The sequence below is a fragment of the Octadecabacter sp. SW4 genome (genome assembly GCF_008065155.1).
GTDB lineage: Bacteria > Pseudomonadota > Alphaproteobacteria > Rhodobacterales > Rhodobacteraceae > SW4.
In genome coordinates this window covers 2,095,810-2,110,898 of the sequence record NZ_CP042819.1, presented here as the reverse complement: position 1 = coordinate 2,110,898, position 15,089 = coordinate 2,095,810, and the positions used below count along the sequence as shown (strand labels likewise).

Below are 15,089 nucleotides of genomic sequence, written 5' to 3'. Positions count from 1 at the left end.
CGCGCGCCTGTTTCTAGCGTCCGCGTGAAACGTGGCGCAACGCGAAATAGGTAGCGGGCGGCCCGACAATTTCAAAGAACACTGTCGCGGCGATGGTCAGTGTCATGATCACCGCTTCCCATTCGGGCAGGGTTTCGGCCGCGACCAGCGCCATGCCGACGGCAACGCCTGCCTGTGGCATCAGGGCAGGGCCAAAGGCATGGGCCTGCGCGGGGGGCACCCCACCGATGCGCTCTCCGATCTCACCCCCCACAACGCGTGAAACGATCCGCAGTGCCATATAGGCCAGCGCAATCCAGCCCAGCGACCGCAGCGCCTCCACTTCAAGCGACGCCCCGGCGAGCACAAAGAACAGCAGCATGAACGGCCATTCGATATTTTCGATTTCGTGAAAAGCGCGCGCATGGTGGCGCGCAAGATTGGCGATCAGCGCGCCTGCGGTCATGCCCGCCACAAGGAAGGAGACCTCGAGCCAGATCGCAAGGCCCGCAGTCAGAAAGACAACGCCGATGGCCTCGGTCTGGAGGGGTTCACCGGCTTTCAATCGCCCCGTCAGATAGGCCGACGGCACACCGATGATCGCACCCAGCAAGACAGCGCCGCCAATGTCGCGCCCGGCACCGATCAACGGTCCGGCCCAACCGCCCGATTGATCGACCAGCGCAAGGCAGATGCTGAACACGATCAGCCCCCAGACATCATCAATCGCGACGATCCCGTTCAGGGTTTCGCTGAACCCGTTGCGGATCCCGGACTGGCGGATCACATCGGCAATCGCTGCCGGATCGGTGGCGGTGGCGATTGCCCCCAGCAGCAGTGCAAGGCGCGGGTCCATCCCCATCAGCGACAGGCCTGCCCAGACAATCGCCGTGGTTGCCAGAACCACACTTAGCGAGATTGCCGATATCGCCCGCCCGTGGCGCGCCAGGTTTTCGCGCGTCAACTCGCCTCCCAGCAGGAAGGCAACCATCGTCAGTGCGACGTCGGATATGGGTGCGAACCATTGGGCCGATGCATCTGGCAGCAGTCCAAGGCCAGCTGGCCCCACCGCCAGCCCCAACAACAACAACAGGGTCACGCGGGGCAACCGGGTGTAACGCCCGATCTGATCCGCCACCAGCCCGCCAAGGAAAAGCACGCCCAGCGTCATAAGCAAAAGCGGTTGTTCCATCCCGTGCTGTTCCTTTGCGGCGGGTGGCCCGGTCAGGCCGCGGGTGGCTGCTATCTCAGCAGGTTGAGGGTGGCCATGTCGATGCCCAGGGGCGCGCTCAGATCCTCGATCGAGTCATAGAGCAGTTCAAGCGCGTAGTGCGGGTTGTGCGCATAATTGCCCGGATCAGAGGTGACCAGCTTCCAGTTATAGGCCGCGCGCAGACTGCGTGGTGTCCAGCCGTTATAGGCCACATTGCGCCCATCACTTTGGTCAATGACACCATCGCCATTCGCGTCAGTAAAGAAGTAGGGGTAGCTGTTGCCGTCATAGACCATCGGCACGCCCGCAATGTCGGCCGCATAGGATTTTACCGAATCCAGCAACAGTGCCGCGTTGGCCTGAATATCCGAGCTGATGCCCACCGACGTGTCGCCGCTGCCGTCATAGCTTTGCCGTGCGATGCGGATGTCTTGCGGGCTTTCGCCCTGATGACAGGTCAGGCAGGGTTCGAACGCGACCTCCAATGTGTGCGGTTCGTGACAGGAATTACAGCTTGAAACCGGGCGGGCGTGGAAGAAGCGACCGGAATAGTCGCGCCCGTCATATTGATAGCCCGCGCCACCATACCCGCCCAGCCATGTGGCGGCGGCTGTGGCGTAATGCGGGTTCACAAAGCGCAGTTCGGCATTCGCCGTATCCAGATCCATGTCAGTGATTGCCGCGCGCACGGTCACGCCCGCAGTGCGGCCCTGATGGCATGTCATGCAGGACGCCTCGACGCCCTGAACGGGGTGCATCAATCCGCTTGGAAAGGCGACTTCGGTAATGTCGGCAAGGCCCGCATTGTGGCAGGTGCCGCAATCGACAACGCCGCCCACATCAATCGGACCCTCGACAACCCCGGGTTCACTGCCGTCCAGGCCGTGGAATGCGCGGAACCCCTCGCCCGAGTGGCAGGTGGCGCAGGCGGGGGCGATTTCCTCGTCCTCATCCCAGTGGCGAAAGGCCTCGGCGGCGGCATCAGCATGGGCCGAGCGGAACCAGTTGGCGATCGCCTCGTCGTTGTCGATGCTGATATCGGCGGGCGTGAATGGTCCGGTTTGCGGCAGGGCAAAGGGAATGACATTTTCGTCCGCGGCCCCGTCAGCGTCCGCAGTCTGGCTGACAACGCTGCGGGCATCAAGCACGAGGACCAAAACCAGGGTTAAAGCCAAGAGGCTGGCACAAATCTGAGAAAAAAATTTCATGGGTGAGTCTCCGCTAAAGTGGAAATCTGTGCCTTTATTATAATCACAAATCTGTTATCGTGACAGGGAAAATTGTAACACTTCGGGATCTTCCCCTTGCTGGGAAGGGCGTGAGGCAAGAGAGGATTGATACCAATTCTCAGGTTTGGTTCAGGATTGACCCCGCAATTTCCGTCGCCACCCCTTGATGCGGCGGACCCCGAAAAGATGATCACCCAAGAGGCGGGGATTCGCACTTCGGTTGGTCAAACCCTGCGCATATCGCCCCTTGTCGCCCAAGACGATCTTGTCGCGCAGGGCGCGCCGCTTGCCTGCCTGCGTGATGCGCCCGACGTGCAGTTTGTCGCGCCGATGGCGGGCCGTGTGGCGCGGATTTCACTGCAGCCGGGGCGCAAGCTGTCCGAAATCGTGCTGTTTGCCGAAACGGTAGGCGATGTTGTGGAACACGCCAGCAAAAGCGCCACATCAGTTACCACCCTGCGCAAGTTGATGCAGGCGGCGGGTGTTTGGCCCTGGCTGCGCCGCCGCCCCTTTGGCGGGATGCCCGGCGCTGCGGAACGCCCTGCGGCAATCATCGTCATGGCGGCTGACACACGGCCCTTTGCGCCCGATCCGCGGCTGGCGCTGGCAGGGCGGCAGGCGGCGTTCGGGCGGGGTTTGCAGGCGCTGACCCTGCTGACGGACGGCGCGGTTTTTGTCTGCCACGCGCGCGGCGCGCCATTGTCTGATCCGATCGAAGGGGTGCAATCGATCGACACAGGTGTGCGCCATCCGCAAGGGTCGGCGGGTTTTTGCATTCACACGCTTGCGCCTGCGTCGGTCGATACGCCCGTCTGGGATATCCACGCCGAAGATGTGGCGGCCTTGGGGGATTTGCTGGACAGCGGGGTCTTGCCCATGACCCGCCTTGTGCGCATTGCGGGCGCGGGCCTGCGTTCCAGTCGGCTGGTCCATACCCAAGCGGGTGCCGACCTGCGCGAACTGACCCAGCGTATCACCACGCCGGGCGCGCATATGGCGCTGTCAGGATCGCCGCTGGACGGGCACGAGGCCCATTGGCTGGCACCGCGTCACCGGCAGGTCACTGTCTTGCCACGCCCCCGAAATGGCGCAGCCCCGCATTGGTTCAAAGCGGCCCTGACGCAGTCGGCCTTGCCCAAACCGGTGATCCCGACCGCGGCCTTGACGCAGGCCTTTGGCGGTGCCGTTCCGGCGGTGGCGTTTGTGCGCGCGCTCAGCGCGGGCGACGATGAAATGGCGATAAAACTGGGCGTTCTGTCGCTGCTCGAGGAAGACCTTGGTCTGGCCGATTATGTGCTGGGCGGCGGGGCGGATCTGGCCGCGTTGCTGCGCGGCATGCTTGATCGGATCCGCAAGGAACTGGCGCCATGATGCGGGGGCTTTGGGACCGTGAAACGGTGGCGCTGATGCTACTGGCCGCCTATTTGCCGCTGGCGTTGTTCTGGCTGTTTTATGGCGGGGCCGAGGCGCTCGCCCGTTTGGGTCTGGCCACGCTTGTGATAGCTGTCTGGCATCTGGTGTTCATGCTTGCGCGGGCACAGCCGCCGTCGCTGGCGGCGCTTATCACGGCTCTGGCGGTGGCGATGCTGGCCCCCGTGGATCTGGGCGTGTTCCGCCTCGTGCTGGGGATCAGTTTCGGCGTGGTGATGGGCGAGCTGGTGTTCGGTGGCTGGGGGCGCAACGTTGTCAATCCGGCGACGGTCACGCTGGCCTTTCTTGGCTTCGGTTTTCCCAGCTTTGGCTGGCCCGGTTTTGATGATCCGGTAATCTGGGCCGCAATTCCTGCAGCGCTGATCGGCGTCGCCACGGGCGTCCTGCCTTTCGCCGTTCTGGCGGGCGCATTGATTGTGGGTGTGGGCGTCTATGCGGCGGGCGTGCCCATTGACAGCGAGGTCTGGGGCGGTGCCGCGCTTGTGCTGGTGCTGCTGGTTGCCGATCCGGTGACCAGTGCCGGGACCACCCTGGGCCGCTGGCTGAACGGCTTTGCCTATGGCGGGTTTGTGCTGCTTTTTGCGACGGGCTGGGGCGGGGCGGCACCGGTGCAAATCGCGGTCGCGGCGGCGCTGCTGACGTCGCTGGCCACATCCCTTTTTGATGAAATCGCGGTCAATCTCTGGATCGCAAAACGCAGGAGGCGTCATGGCCGGAACTGATTGGAACCCGTGGCGCCGATTGCTTGCGCTTCCCAACGAAAGCCGCACGAAAACTGTCATCGTCGCCTTTCTTGTGTCGGCGATCAGCGCCGTGCTGGTCAGCAGCGCAACGGTGGTGTTGCGCCCGATCCAAACGGCCAACCGCGCTGCCGAAGAACAGGCGCGTATCAGCGATCTGGTGCGTGGTATTCCCGGCATGGCGGCGCTGCTTGAAGATTCCGGCGGCACGCTCTCTACGGTCGTGATCGACCTTGAACGCGGGCGCGCGGCCCAGGATATCACCCCGGAAACGCTTGATGTCGCCCTGACGGATCAGGCCAACTGGACGGTTCTTGAGGCTGGCGAAGACCTTGCCGGACTTGGCCAGCGGCCCAATTTCACACAGGTCTTTTTGCTGCGCGAGGGTGAAGACATTTCCCTGATCCTGCTGCCAGTGACCGGTCAGGGTTACGGCGGGCGGATTGACGCGATTGTCGCGGTGCATGGCGACATGAACACGATCGCGGGTATCGCTGTGACCCAGCATTCCGAAACGCCCGGTCTGGGCGCGCGGATCGAAGACCCATCCTGGCAGGCAAATTTTCCCGGCACCCTGATCCGCGATGACAGCGGCGATGTCCGCTTTAGCGTCGCGCGCGGCGTGGCCACGACCGACTATGATGTCGACGGCATCACCGGCGCCACCCGCACCAGCAGCAGCGTGACGCGGATGATGCGGTTCTGGCTGGGGCCGCAGGGCTATGGCCCGCTTTTGGATGCGATTGGGCGCGGGGAATTCTGATGGCAGAGCGCGTGTCATACTGGTCAACCCTGACCGAGCCGCTGATCAAACAAAATCCGGTGACCTTGCAGATCTTGGGCATCTGCTCGGCTTTGGCTGTCACAACAACCCTGGCCACGGCCTTGACCATGTCCGTGTCGCTGACGGTCGTGATCACGCTGGGGGCGGGCATCATCAGTGTGATCCGGCGACATATTCCCGACACGATCCGGCTGATCGTGCAGATCGTCATCATCGCTTCGCTTGTGATCGTGATCGACCAGTTCCTGCAGGCCTATTTCGCCGATATCAGCCGCGCGCTGTCTGTCTATGTCTGGTTGATCACCACCAACTGTCTGGTGCTTGGTCGCACCGAAACCTATGCGCGCTTTCATGGTCCGCTGCCGTCGATGGTGGATGCCTTCGGGAATGGGTTGGGCTATTCGCTGGTGCTGATCGTGCTTGGCGGTATCCGCGAATTGTTCGGCAAGGGCGAACTGTTTGGCGCGCAGGTTCTGCCCCTTGCGGACGAGGGCGGCTGGTTCACACCGCTCAGTCTGATGCTGCTCGCGCCCTCGGCGTTCTTTTTGCTTGGCGGGCTTGTCTGGGCGCTTCGCTCGGTGCGCAGTGAACAGGTCGAGCCCCCCGATCATACGCCCCCTGAGACGGAGCCCGCAAAATGAGCGAGGTCTGGTCATTCTTTCTGTTCGCGGCCTTTGTCGACAATATGCCGCTGACCCTGTTTTTGGGGCTGTGCACCTTTCTGGCGATGTCACGGCGCACCGAAAGCGCGCTGGGGCTGGGAATTGCGATGACTATAGTGCTGGGCATCACGGTGCCGCTGAACCATATGATTTATCAATGGTTCATGGCGCCGGGTGCCTGGGGTTGGGCGGGCTATCCTGATCTTGATTTGTCCTATCTGGCGTTGATCGCCTTTATCGGTTTGATCGCCGCGACGGTGCAATTGCTGGAAATGGTGCTTGAAAGGTTCTTTCCCGCGATTCATGCGGCCTTTGGCGTGTTCCTTCCGCTTTTGACGGTGCAATGCGCAATCCTTGGGGGCAGTCTTTTCATGGTCGAGCGCAACTATACCCTTGGGCAATCGGCCGTGTTCGGGCTGGGCAGTGGCGTTGGCTTTGCGGTGGCGGTTGTCATGCTGAGCGCGATCCGTGCGCGCCTGTCCTATGCCGACCTGCCTGCGGGGCTGCGCGGGCTGGGCATCGCGTTCATCTTGACGGGGCTGATGTCGCTTGGGTTTGCGTCATTTGCGCAAATGACGGCATCGTTATGACCGAAGTCCTGATTGGCAGTCTGGTGATTGCGGCCCTTGTGGTGATCCTTGCCATCGGGCTGTTGATCGTCCAGCGTCGGCTGGTGCCTCGGGGCGATGTCGATGTGGCCGTGAACGATACGATGCACATCGCGGCGCGGCGTGGCAGCAAACTGCTTGATGTGTTGCACAATGCCGAAGTCCGCATTCCGGCGGCCTGCGGCGGGGTGGGAACCTGCGGGCTGTGCCGTGTGACTGTGACCGGTGAAGGGGCAGGCAAGCATCAGGCGACCGAACGTGGCCTGCTGTCACCCCAGGAAAGGCGCGCACATGTGCGTCTTGCCTGTCAGACGACGCTGCGCGGGGATTGCGCCGTGCGGGTGCCCGATGACATCCTCAGCGCGGGCGGCGGTGCCATCTGCACCGTGTCGTCAACCCGTATGCTGGCACCGCTGATCCGCGAGATCGTGCTTGATTTGCCCGCCGACCATCCAACCGCATTTCGCGCAGGCGATTTCATGCAGATCACCGCGCCCGAATATCATCTTGATTTCAAGTCCCTTTCGGTTGCGCCAGCGTTTCAGGATGCATGGGATATGAACGGCTGGCCGGGGCTGTCTGTCACATCCGACGCCGAAGTGACCCGCGCCTATTCACTGGCCAACCGGCCGCAGGATGCAGGCCACGCCGTGTTCAACATCCGCCTTGCCGTGCCACCCGCAGGGCACGAGGCCGACATTCCGCCGGGAATCGTATCATCATGGCTCTTTGCGCTGAAAGTTGGCGACCGTGTTGCCACATCCGGCCCGTTCGGGGATTTTCACATTCAGCCCACGCAACGCGACATGGTCTTTGTCGGTGGCGGCGTCGGCATGGCCCCTTTACGGGCCATGATCCATCAAGAACTGGGCAAGGGCACAGCCCGTCAAATCTACTTTTTCTATGGGGCACGCTCGGCGGCTGATCTGTTCTATAGCGATGAGTTTGCGAGCCTGGCGAAAGAGCACGGGAACTTTACATGGACACCCGCGCTGTCAGACCCTGCGCCGGGCGATCGCTGGACCGGCGCGACCGGTTTCATTCACGAAATGCTCGGGGCTGAAATGGGCCAGCATCCCGCGCCCGAAGATTGCGAGTATTACCTGTGCGGCCCGCCGGTGATGATTTCGGCGGTGCTTGCCACGCTTGAACGGCTTGGCGTTGAATCGCGCACGATCTTTTTTGATGACTTTGGAGGCTAGGACATGACTGAGCGACACATACACCCAACCCGCCGCGCCGCCCTTGGGTTGATCGGTGCCGCCGTCGCGCTGCCCCGTCTGGCGGGGGCCGCTGCGGGCGCGATTTCGGGTATCGCCTTTGGCACCACCTGGCAGATCAGCGGGGCCGCACCTGCCGATCTGGAGGGCTTGCGCCCGAAAATCGACGCGCTTTTCGCCGCGATTGACGCGCAGATGTCGCCCTGGCGGGCCGATAGCGGGTTAAGCCGCTTCAACGCGATGGGGGCGGGGGATATGGCTGTTGATCCCGAAACGCTCCATGTCACCCGTGCCGCGCTGGCCCTTGCACAGGCGAGCGGCGGCGCGTTTGACCCCACGGTTGGGCCGCTGGTCGCGCGTTGGGGGTTTGGCCCGATAGCGGGTGGCGCGACACCGGACTGGCGGGGCTTGCGCGTCGGCAACGGGGCGATCGGCAAGACCCGCGACGACCTGACGCTGGACCTCTGCGGGATCGCAAAGGGGCGCGCGCTGGATCTGGCTGTCACCTTGGTGCGGGACGCGGGGGGCGATAACCTGCTGTTCGATCTTGGCGGAGAACTGCGCGCGCTGGGCCAGCACCCCAGCGGGCGTGACTGGCGTGTCGCGGTGCAGCATCCCTTGCCCGATCAGCCACCGGCGGCCACCTTGCGGCTGGCGCAGGGGCAGGCGGTTGCGACATCGGGTTTGCGCACCCAAAGCTATGTTCTGGATGGCCGGACCTATGGCCATATCATTGATCCGGGCGCGCAGGCTCCCGCCGATGGGGGGCTTATGTCGGTGACGGTCCTTGCCGACGACGCGATGACGGCAGATGGTTGGGCGACCGCGCTGTTCGCAGCAGGGGCAGGGGGCGGGATCGATCTTGCGCGCCGCAACAGTGTCGCGGCGCTGTTTCTGGTGCGGGACGGGACGGTGATTGCGCAACGCGCGACGGGCCGGATCGCGGATCAACTGCTTTGAGAAAGGACCAGCCCAGATGGAAATTCTGATTGCGATCCTCATTTTCGGCCTTGCGGCGGCGGGGCTTGGGTTTGGTCTGACCTTTGGGCGTGGCCCAGCGCGCACAAGCTGCGGCGCGGCGGCAGGCTTGCGCAAGGATCGCTGCGAGGACTGTCCGTTGCGCCGTATGGCCGCCGAGGAGGCCGTGAAATGACTCAATACCGGGTGGCGGAAATTCTGCGTGACGATGGGCCGATCCTGACGCCGGATATGCCGATCCGGCGCGCCGCAACGCTATTGGTGCAAGCGCGCGCCGCCGCCGCAGTCGTGATCGGCGAAGATGGCCGCCTTGACGGCATTTTGACACAGAAGGACTGTTTCAAGCCCGCCCTGCACGCCAGCTATTATCAGGAGTGGACGGGGCGCGTGGCCGATCAGATGTCGCGCAATGTGATCAGCGTAAATCTGAGTGATGACGTTGTTGCCGTCGCCGAAAGGTATTTGCGCTGCCCGCACCGCGTCTTTCCGGTGATGGATGGGCCCAAGGTTGCGGGGCTTGTGCATCGTTCGGATGTGCTGGCGTTGTTGCTGCGCATTGGCTAGGTCGGCTGCGCGAACCCTTCGATCAGATGTTTCAGCCCCAGTCGCGCGCCGATGAATATCGCCGCAAATGTCAGCGGGGCCGAAAAGGCAAGCAGCGAAAAGGCCGACAGGCCCTGGCCGATGCTGCACCCCAAGGCCACGACAGCACCAGCACCCATCATCGCCGCGCCGATGATCTGGCGGCGCAATTCGCGCGGGTCTTCGCAGGCTTCCCAGCGGAAATGGCCCTTGATCAGGCTGCCGATGAAAGCCCCGGCCAGGACACCCGCAACCGACCCGATCCCAAAGCTGAGCGTCTGCCCCGAGGCGGTCATTGCATATAGCATCGTTTCGCCCAGGGGGGCCGCAAATGTGTGCGACACGACGGGCGTGCCATCAAACCCGTTGGCGGCAATCCAGCTTGTGAAAACCCAGGCGCTGGTGATGGCCAGCCCCACAACGGCGGACCAGAATATCGCGACCTTGTTCGCGCGGATCGACGCGGCCCCCAGCGCCAGCGCAATCACCCCGATGCCGATCGCCATGCCGATCGCCCACACCGGCAAGCCGCTGATATTGCCAAGCAGATAAGCGATGCTTTGGGGCTGGTCCGCCGGTCCCGGGGGTCGAAAAACCACGACACGCAGCCATGCAATCGGGCCTGAAATCGTGGCATAGGCTGCAAGCCCCATCACGATGACAATCACGAATGATCGCAGATCACCGCCCCCCAGCCGCGCCAGCGCGCCAAAGCCGCAGTTGCCCGCCATCGCCATACCATAGCCAAACACCAGCCCGCCGCTGATGGCGGCAAAGGGCGCTACGGTCTGGCTGATATAGAACGAAGACATGGGCGCGACCCAATCAAGTGCGACGCAGGCAAAGGTCGCCAATATGGCCGTGCCAATCGCAAGCACCCACATGCGCAAGCGCAGATCGCTCCCGCCATAGGTGAAATCTTCGATTGCACCCAGGGTGCAGAACCGGCCCAAACGCGCCGCAAGGCCAAGCAGAACACCACCAAACAGGCCAGCGAGTGCCGCAACATTGCCGTCGCCCCAAGCATCAAGCATGGTGAATCCTCCATTGTCCGGACCGGTCACCTGCGGATGGCAGCCTGGTCAGTCCGTTCTGCAAAACAAGTCGTAGACAACCGATATGATCCGCTTACAGCGATCATCCGTCAAGCTATAGTAGATCGCCTTGCCCTCGCGGCGCGGCTGCACCAGCCCCTCAAGGCGCAAACGCCCAAGCTGCTGGGACACGGCGGCCTGTCGGGCTGACAACAGCCTTTCCAGCTCGGCCACGGATTTTTCGCCGGTCGCCAGATGGCACAGGATCAGCAACCGGCCTTCGTGTCCGATTGCCTTGAGGAAATTCGTGGCACGGGTTGCGTTCTCGACCATCAGGTCGATCTCGGCTTCGCTTAGACTGTCGTCTATGACTGGCAAACTCATCTGTTTTGTCCGTTCCTGACGCGACGTGTGGGGCGATCCCCGCAGGTTTGCGCCCCGCTTACATAAAACAATCCCACCTGACGAGGGAGTGTGGCAAATTAATCCAAAACTGTGTCACTGCGCACCCGGTTGCGTGGCGTTATGGAGTTCAAAGGCCACGTCATTGCGGTCCAGCATCATGCCCAACATCCCCCAAAAGAAATCCTCGCCCGGATAGCCTTCAAGGCGGGACACCTCGGTGCCGTCGATCAGCAACACAAAGGTCGGTGTAAAGTTGATGGCGCGTGCCAGCGTGATGTCACCGGGAATGGGGTCGGTGATGTCTACACGGCGCAGGGGGGCGGCGGCCCCTTCGCCGGTCTTGTCGTAAACCGGACCGATATCGCGGTTCCAGGCGGCGCACCAGATGCACCCCGGTTCCTCGGCCATCATCAAAACGGTTTGGGCACCTGCGGTCACAGGCAGCGCGACCATCAACCCCATGCCAAGGCCGAAGGCAATCGTGTGGAAAAGGCTGGTCAAACGCTTATGCATTCACGTATCGTAATGTGAATCATCTTTCGTTTCAAGGACGCCCGCGATGCTAGAGATCACGTATTTCGGCGCAGTAATTGCCGGGCTGTTGTCATTCTTCACGCCCTGCGTCCTGCCGATGGTGCCGTTTTACCTGAGCTACATGGCGGGGATTTCCATGCACGAGCTGCGCGGCGCGGATGACTTCCCGCCCGGCACCCAGCGCAAGCTGGTGTTTTCTGCCGTCGCCTTCGCCCTTGGCGTGACGACGATTTTCGTGCTGCTGGGCATGGGCGCCACGGCAGTGGGGGGCGCATTCGGACAATGGAAACAAGAACTGAGCTATGTCGCGGCGGCGGTCTTGCTGCTGTTTGGTCTGCACTTTCTTGGGGTGATGCGCATCCCGCTGCTTTACCGTGAAGCACGAGTTGAAAGCGCGGCCGCGCCCTCGAACATGCTTGGCGCGTATCTGATGGGGCTTGCGTTCGGCTTTGGCTGGACGCCCTGCGTCGGGCCAGCCCTTGCGTCAATCCTGATGATGGCCAGCGGCTTTGGCAATATCTGGCAAGGCGGGGTGCTGTTGTTCGTTTACGGCTTCTCGATGACGTTGCCGTTCATTGTCGCGGCGCTGTTCGCGCGCCCGTTCCTTGGCTGGGCGCAGCGCAACCGCAAATATCTTGGCGTGGTGGAAAAGGCGATGGGCGTCATGCTGATCGTCTTTGCCATTCTGATCGCCACCAATTCGGTCAACTACATTGCCCAGTGGATGATCGAAACCTTCCCCAGTTTTGCAACCATCGGATAAAGGAGATTTGACCATGTTCCGCACCACACTTGCTGCTTTGGCCTTGATCGCAACGCCGCTGTTTGCCGCGCAATTGGGCGATGACGGATTGTATGATGCCGACTGGATCGAGGAAACGTTCAAGGACCTGCGCGAAGATCTGGCCGACGCCAATGACCAAGGCAAAACCCTGTTGATCATGATCGAACAGCGCGGGTGCATTTACTGCAAGGAGATGCACGAAAATATCTTTCCCGATCCGGAAATCGACGCCGCGCTGCACGACAGCTTTTTCGTAGTGCAGATCAACATGTTCGGGGATGTCGACGTCACTGATTTCGATGGTGAAGTCATGCCCGAAAAAGATATCGTGCGGCGCTGGAATGCGCAGTTCACACCTACGATGATGTTCTTTCCGCCCGAGGTGGCCGAGGACGCGATCGCAAGTGAGGCGGCAATCGTCACCATGCCCGGCGCTTTTGGCAAGTGGACGACCTTGAACCTTCTCAACTGGATTCGCGAGGGTCACTACCTGACCGATGAACCCTTCCAGCGCTACCACGCGCGCATCCTGCAAGAACGCGGAATCGTTGATTAAAACGCGGCGCTCACATCGTCATATTCAAATAATTAATTTTGATGTTGCGAGAATCTGAACGGGTGGTCTACGATACGCCAAGAGGACTGAGTACCCAGGGAGGGACCATGAACAGGATTTTACTCTCGGCATTCGCCGCTGGTTTTGGCACGGTCGCCATTGCGCAAACCGCGCCCGGTGACGTCACATTCGGCGACTACGGGCAGGTCGAAATGTCGTTGTCGGGAACTGTCGGTGATCCGGCAGCCGGGCTCGAGATTATGGTCAACCGGGGCAAGGGCAATTGCATCGCCTGCCATCAGGTTACGGCGTTGTCAGATTACCCCTTTCACGGCGAAGTGGGCCCGTCGCTTGACGGGGTAGGCGCGCGCTGGGAAGCATCGGATCTGCGGGGCATCGTGTCCAACGCCAAGATGGTTTTCCCCGACACGGTGATGCCCGCGTTCTACGCCATCGATGGCTTTAACCGCCCCGGCGACGGCTACACCGGCAAAGCCGCCCAAGGGCCGCTTGATCCGATCCTGACCGCGCAGGAAATCGAAGACGTGGTCGCTTACCTTATGACGCTGCAAGACTACTAGACGCAGCCAGACGCTACAGGAGACAGCATGAGCTATACACGCAGAGAAACGCTTTTGATGGCGATGGGCACCGCGTTTGCGGCAGCCGTGCCCTTCAAGGCATTCGCAGACGTCGACGGCGACATCGCCGCGTTCACGGGCGGTGCCGAACTCGGCACGGGCGGGATCACTTTGATCGCGCCGGAAATCGCGGAAAACGGCAACACCGTTCCGATCGAAGTCGACGCCCCTGGCGCGGTTGCGATCATGGTTCTTGCCACCGGCAACCCGACACCCGCCGTTGGCACGTTCAACTTTGGCCCGCTGGCAGGCGCACAGCGCGCCTCTACGCGCATCCGGCTTGCCGGAACGCAGGACGTCATTGCGATCGCGAAAATGCCCGACGGATCGTTCGTTCAGGCCTCGCAAGAGGTGAAAGTCACAATCGGCGGCTGCGGCGGCTAACAGGAGCAACGACAGATGGCAGAAAACGTAACACCCCGCGTTCGCGTCCCACGCGAGGCAACCGCTGGCGAAACGATCACGATCAAAACGCTGATCTCGCATCCGATGGAATCGGGCCAGCGCAAAGACGGCGATGGCAATGTCATTCCGCGCTCGATCATCCACCGCTTCACCTGCGAATTTAACGGTGAAATGGTGATCGACGTCGGGTTTGAACCGGCAATCTCCACGAACCCGTTTCTGGAGTTTGAAGCGGTCGTGCCCGAAAGCGGCACCTTTGTCTTCACGTGGTACGATGACGATGGCGATATCTACACCGACAGCAAAGACATCGTCGTCAACTAGGTTTCTTGTCCAGGGAGGGGCGAAAAATGAAAAAAACACTACTGTCCGCAAGTGCTGTATGTCTTGCTGTGGCCGTCCCCTTTGGGCCGGCAATGGCAGATGAAGATGCCGATTTGGTCATCAACGGCGAAATCGACATCACCGTGCGTGCGCCTGCGCCCGCGCACATGCAAGGCACCGGGATCAGCGAGATCATGTCGGGTTGGGTGTTCCGTTCGACGGAAACCCAAGCCTTTGAAATGGACGATTTCGAGAACCCGGGTATGATCTTTGTCGAAGAAGCGCTTGCCGCCTGGGACACCGTTGAAGGCGAGGCAGGTGAATCCTGTGCCAGCTGCCACGGCGCGCCCGAAGACATGGCCGGTATCAGTGCCGTTTATCCGCGTTGGAATGAAGAGGCGGGTGAAGTGCGCACGATGACCATGCAGATCAACAGCTGCCGGACCGAACAGATGGGTGCCGAAGAATGGGCCTATGACAAGGACGACATGCTGAACATGACTGCGCTGCTGGCCTCGGTGTCGCGCGGCATGCCGGTGGATGTCGCGATTGATGGTCCCGCGCAGGAAACATGGGAAATGGGGCGCGAGCTTTATTACACCCGCAATGGCCAGTTGGACCTGTCCTGCGCGTCCTGCCACGAGCAGAACTACGGCAACCTGATCCGCGCCGACCACCTGAGCATGGGCATGATCAACGGATTCCCGACCTATCGCCTGAAAAACGCGCGGTTGAACGGTGTGCAATCACGGTTCCGTGGCTGCATCCGCGACACGCGCGCCGAAACCTATGCCGTGGGCAGCCCCGAGTTTATCGCGCTGGAGCTTTACGTGGCCTCGCGCGGGAACGGCCTGTCGGTCGAAGGTCCGTCAGTCCGCAACTAAAACACAGGATTGCCCGCGACGTCCAAGCGTTCGCGGGCTTTCTTTCATATAATATATTCAGATTCACGAATGTGATGGCTGAAACCGAGGTAAGCA

Annotated in this window: 20 protein-coding genes; 15 read left to right on the top strand and 5 right to left on the bottom strand. The window is 61.6% G+C overall.

Going from position 1 to position 15,089, the window contains the following annotated elements; all coding sequences use genetic code 11:
• Positions 1–13: 13 nt before the first annotated feature.
• Both FTO60_RS10395 and FTO60_RS10390 read right to left on the bottom strand, forming a co-directional pair.
• Entirely contained in the window at positions 14–1,171 is a 1,158-nt protein-coding gene (locus FTO60_RS10395; protein ID WP_148055896.1) for a cation:proton antiporter, read from the bottom strand.
• 50 nt (positions 1,172–1,221) lie between these two features.
• Entirely contained in the window at positions 1,222–2,400 is a 1,179-nt protein-coding gene (locus FTO60_RS10390; RefSeq protein WP_148055895.1) for a cytochrome c3 family protein, read from the bottom strand.
• A 156-nt stretch (positions 2,401–2,556) separates the two neighbouring features.
• On the opposite strand from FTO60_RS10390, the gene FTO60_RS10385 reads away from it, so the two are divergent.
• The 9 genes from FTO60_RS10385 to FTO60_RS10350 are packed head-to-tail and all read left to right on the top strand — an operon-like array spanning position 2,557 to position 9,408.
• A complete protein-coding gene (locus tag FTO60_RS10385; protein WP_254696776.1) occupies positions 2,557–3,792 on the top strand; it encodes a Na(+)-translocating NADH-quinone reductase subunit A in 1,236 nt (411 codons plus the stop codon).
• A complete protein-coding gene (locus tag FTO60_RS10380; RefSeq protein WP_148055894.1) occupies positions 3,789–4,574 on the top strand; it encodes an RnfABCDGE type electron transport complex subunit D in 786 nt (261 codons plus the stop codon). The genes FTO60_RS10385 and FTO60_RS10380 overlap by 4 nt, the downstream gene beginning before the upstream one ends.
• A complete protein-coding gene (locus FTO60_RS10375) occupies positions 4,561–5,355 on the top strand; it encodes an FMN-binding protein (RefSeq protein ID WP_148055893.1) in 795 nt (264 codons plus the stop codon). Before FTO60_RS10380 ends, FTO60_RS10375 begins: the two co-directional genes overlap by 14 nt.
• Positions 5,355–6,017 (top strand): NADH:ubiquinone reductase (Na(+)-transporting) subunit D, encoded by a 663-nt coding sequence (locus FTO60_RS10370; RefSeq protein ID WP_148055892.1) that lies wholly within the window; start codon positions 5,355–5,357, stop codon positions 6,015–6,017. Before FTO60_RS10375 ends, FTO60_RS10370 begins: the two co-directional genes overlap by 1 nt.
• Complete coding sequence (gene nqrE, locus FTO60_RS10365; RefSeq protein ID WP_148055891.1) at positions 6,014–6,628, top strand: NADH:ubiquinone reductase (Na(+)-transporting) subunit E; 615 nt, start codon at positions 6,014–6,016, stop codon at positions 6,626–6,628. Before FTO60_RS10370 ends, nqrE begins: the two co-directional genes overlap by 4 nt.
• Positions 6,625–7,848, top strand: a complete 1,224-nt coding sequence (gene nqrF, locus FTO60_RS10360) for an NADH:ubiquinone reductase (Na(+)-transporting) subunit F (protein WP_148055890.1) — start codon at positions 6,625–6,627, stop codon at positions 7,846–7,848. Before nqrE ends, nqrF begins: the two co-directional genes overlap by 4 nt.
• 3 nt (positions 7,849–7,851) lie before the next feature.
• Complete coding sequence (locus FTO60_RS10355; RefSeq protein ID WP_148055889.1) at positions 7,852–8,826, top strand: FAD:protein FMN transferase; 975 nt, start codon at positions 7,852–7,854, stop codon at positions 8,824–8,826.
• Between the two features lie 16 nt (positions 8,827–8,842).
• Positions 8,843–9,019, top strand: coding sequence for a hypothetical protein (locus FTO60_RS17705; protein ID WP_172623865.1), 177 nt, complete (start codon positions 8,843–8,845; stop codon positions 9,017–9,019).
• Complete coding sequence (locus FTO60_RS10350; protein ID WP_148055888.1) at positions 9,016–9,408, top strand: CBS domain-containing protein; 393 nt, start codon at positions 9,016–9,018, stop codon at positions 9,406–9,408. The genes FTO60_RS17705 and FTO60_RS10350 overlap by 4 nt, the downstream gene beginning before the upstream one ends.
• Here FTO60_RS10350 and FTO60_RS10345 read toward each other — a convergent pair.
• The 3 genes from FTO60_RS10345 to FTO60_RS10335 all read right to left on the bottom strand — a co-directional run bounded on the left by FTO60_RS10345 (position 9,405) and on the right by FTO60_RS10335 (position 11,327).
• Positions 9,405–10,460, bottom strand: a complete 1,056-nt coding sequence (locus tag FTO60_RS10345) for a YeeE/YedE family protein (RefSeq protein WP_148055887.1) — start codon at positions 10,458–10,460, stop codon at positions 9,405–9,407. The two genes, FTO60_RS10350 and FTO60_RS10345, sit on opposite strands and share 4 nt — an antisense overlap.
• Before the next feature lie 48 nt (positions 10,461–10,508).
• A complete protein-coding gene (locus tag FTO60_RS10340) occupies positions 10,509–10,844 on the bottom strand; it encodes a helix-turn-helix transcriptional regulator (RefSeq protein WP_148055886.1) in 336 nt (111 codons plus the stop codon).
• Between the two features lie 114 nt (positions 10,845–10,958).
• A complete protein-coding gene (locus tag FTO60_RS10335; protein ID WP_148057121.1) occupies positions 10,959–11,327 on the bottom strand; it encodes a hypothetical protein in 369 nt (122 codons plus the stop codon).
• A gap of 97 nt (positions 11,328–11,424) precedes the next feature.
• On the opposite strand from FTO60_RS10335, the gene FTO60_RS10330 reads away from it, so the two are divergent.
• The 6 genes from FTO60_RS10330 to soxA all read left to right on the top strand — a co-directional run bounded on the left by FTO60_RS10330 (position 11,425) and on the right by soxA (position 14,993).
• Positions 11,425–12,162 (top strand): cytochrome c biogenesis CcdA family protein, encoded by a 738-nt coding sequence (locus tag FTO60_RS10330; protein ID WP_148055885.1) that lies wholly within the window; start codon positions 11,425–11,427, stop codon positions 12,160–12,162.
• A gap of 13 nt (positions 12,163–12,175) precedes the next feature.
• A complete protein-coding gene (locus FTO60_RS10325) occupies positions 12,176–12,739 on the top strand; it encodes a thioredoxin family protein (protein WP_148055884.1) in 564 nt (187 codons plus the stop codon).
• 107 nt (positions 12,740–12,846) lie between these two features.
• Complete coding sequence (soxX, locus tag FTO60_RS10320; protein WP_148055883.1) at positions 12,847–13,320, top strand: sulfur oxidation c-type cytochrome SoxX; 474 nt, start codon at positions 12,847–12,849, stop codon at positions 13,318–13,320.
• Between the two features lie 27 nt (positions 13,321–13,347).
• Positions 13,348–13,764: a thiosulfate oxidation carrier protein SoxY gene (soxY, locus tag FTO60_RS10315; RefSeq protein ID WP_148055882.1), complete on the top strand. Its 417-nt coding sequence runs from the start codon at positions 13,348–13,350 to the stop codon at positions 13,762–13,764.
• Between the two features lie 15 nt (positions 13,765–13,779).
• On the top strand, positions 13,780–14,109 hold the full coding sequence (gene soxZ / locus FTO60_RS10310) for a thiosulfate oxidation carrier complex protein SoxZ (RefSeq protein WP_148055881.1): 330 nt from the start codon (positions 13,780–13,782) through the stop codon (positions 14,107–14,109).
• A gap of 26 nt (positions 14,110–14,135) precedes the next feature.
• Entirely contained in the window at positions 14,136–14,993 is an 858-nt protein-coding gene (soxA, locus tag FTO60_RS10305) for a sulfur oxidation c-type cytochrome SoxA (protein ID WP_148055880.1), read from the top strand.
• Positions 14,994–15,089: the final 96 nt, after the last annotated feature.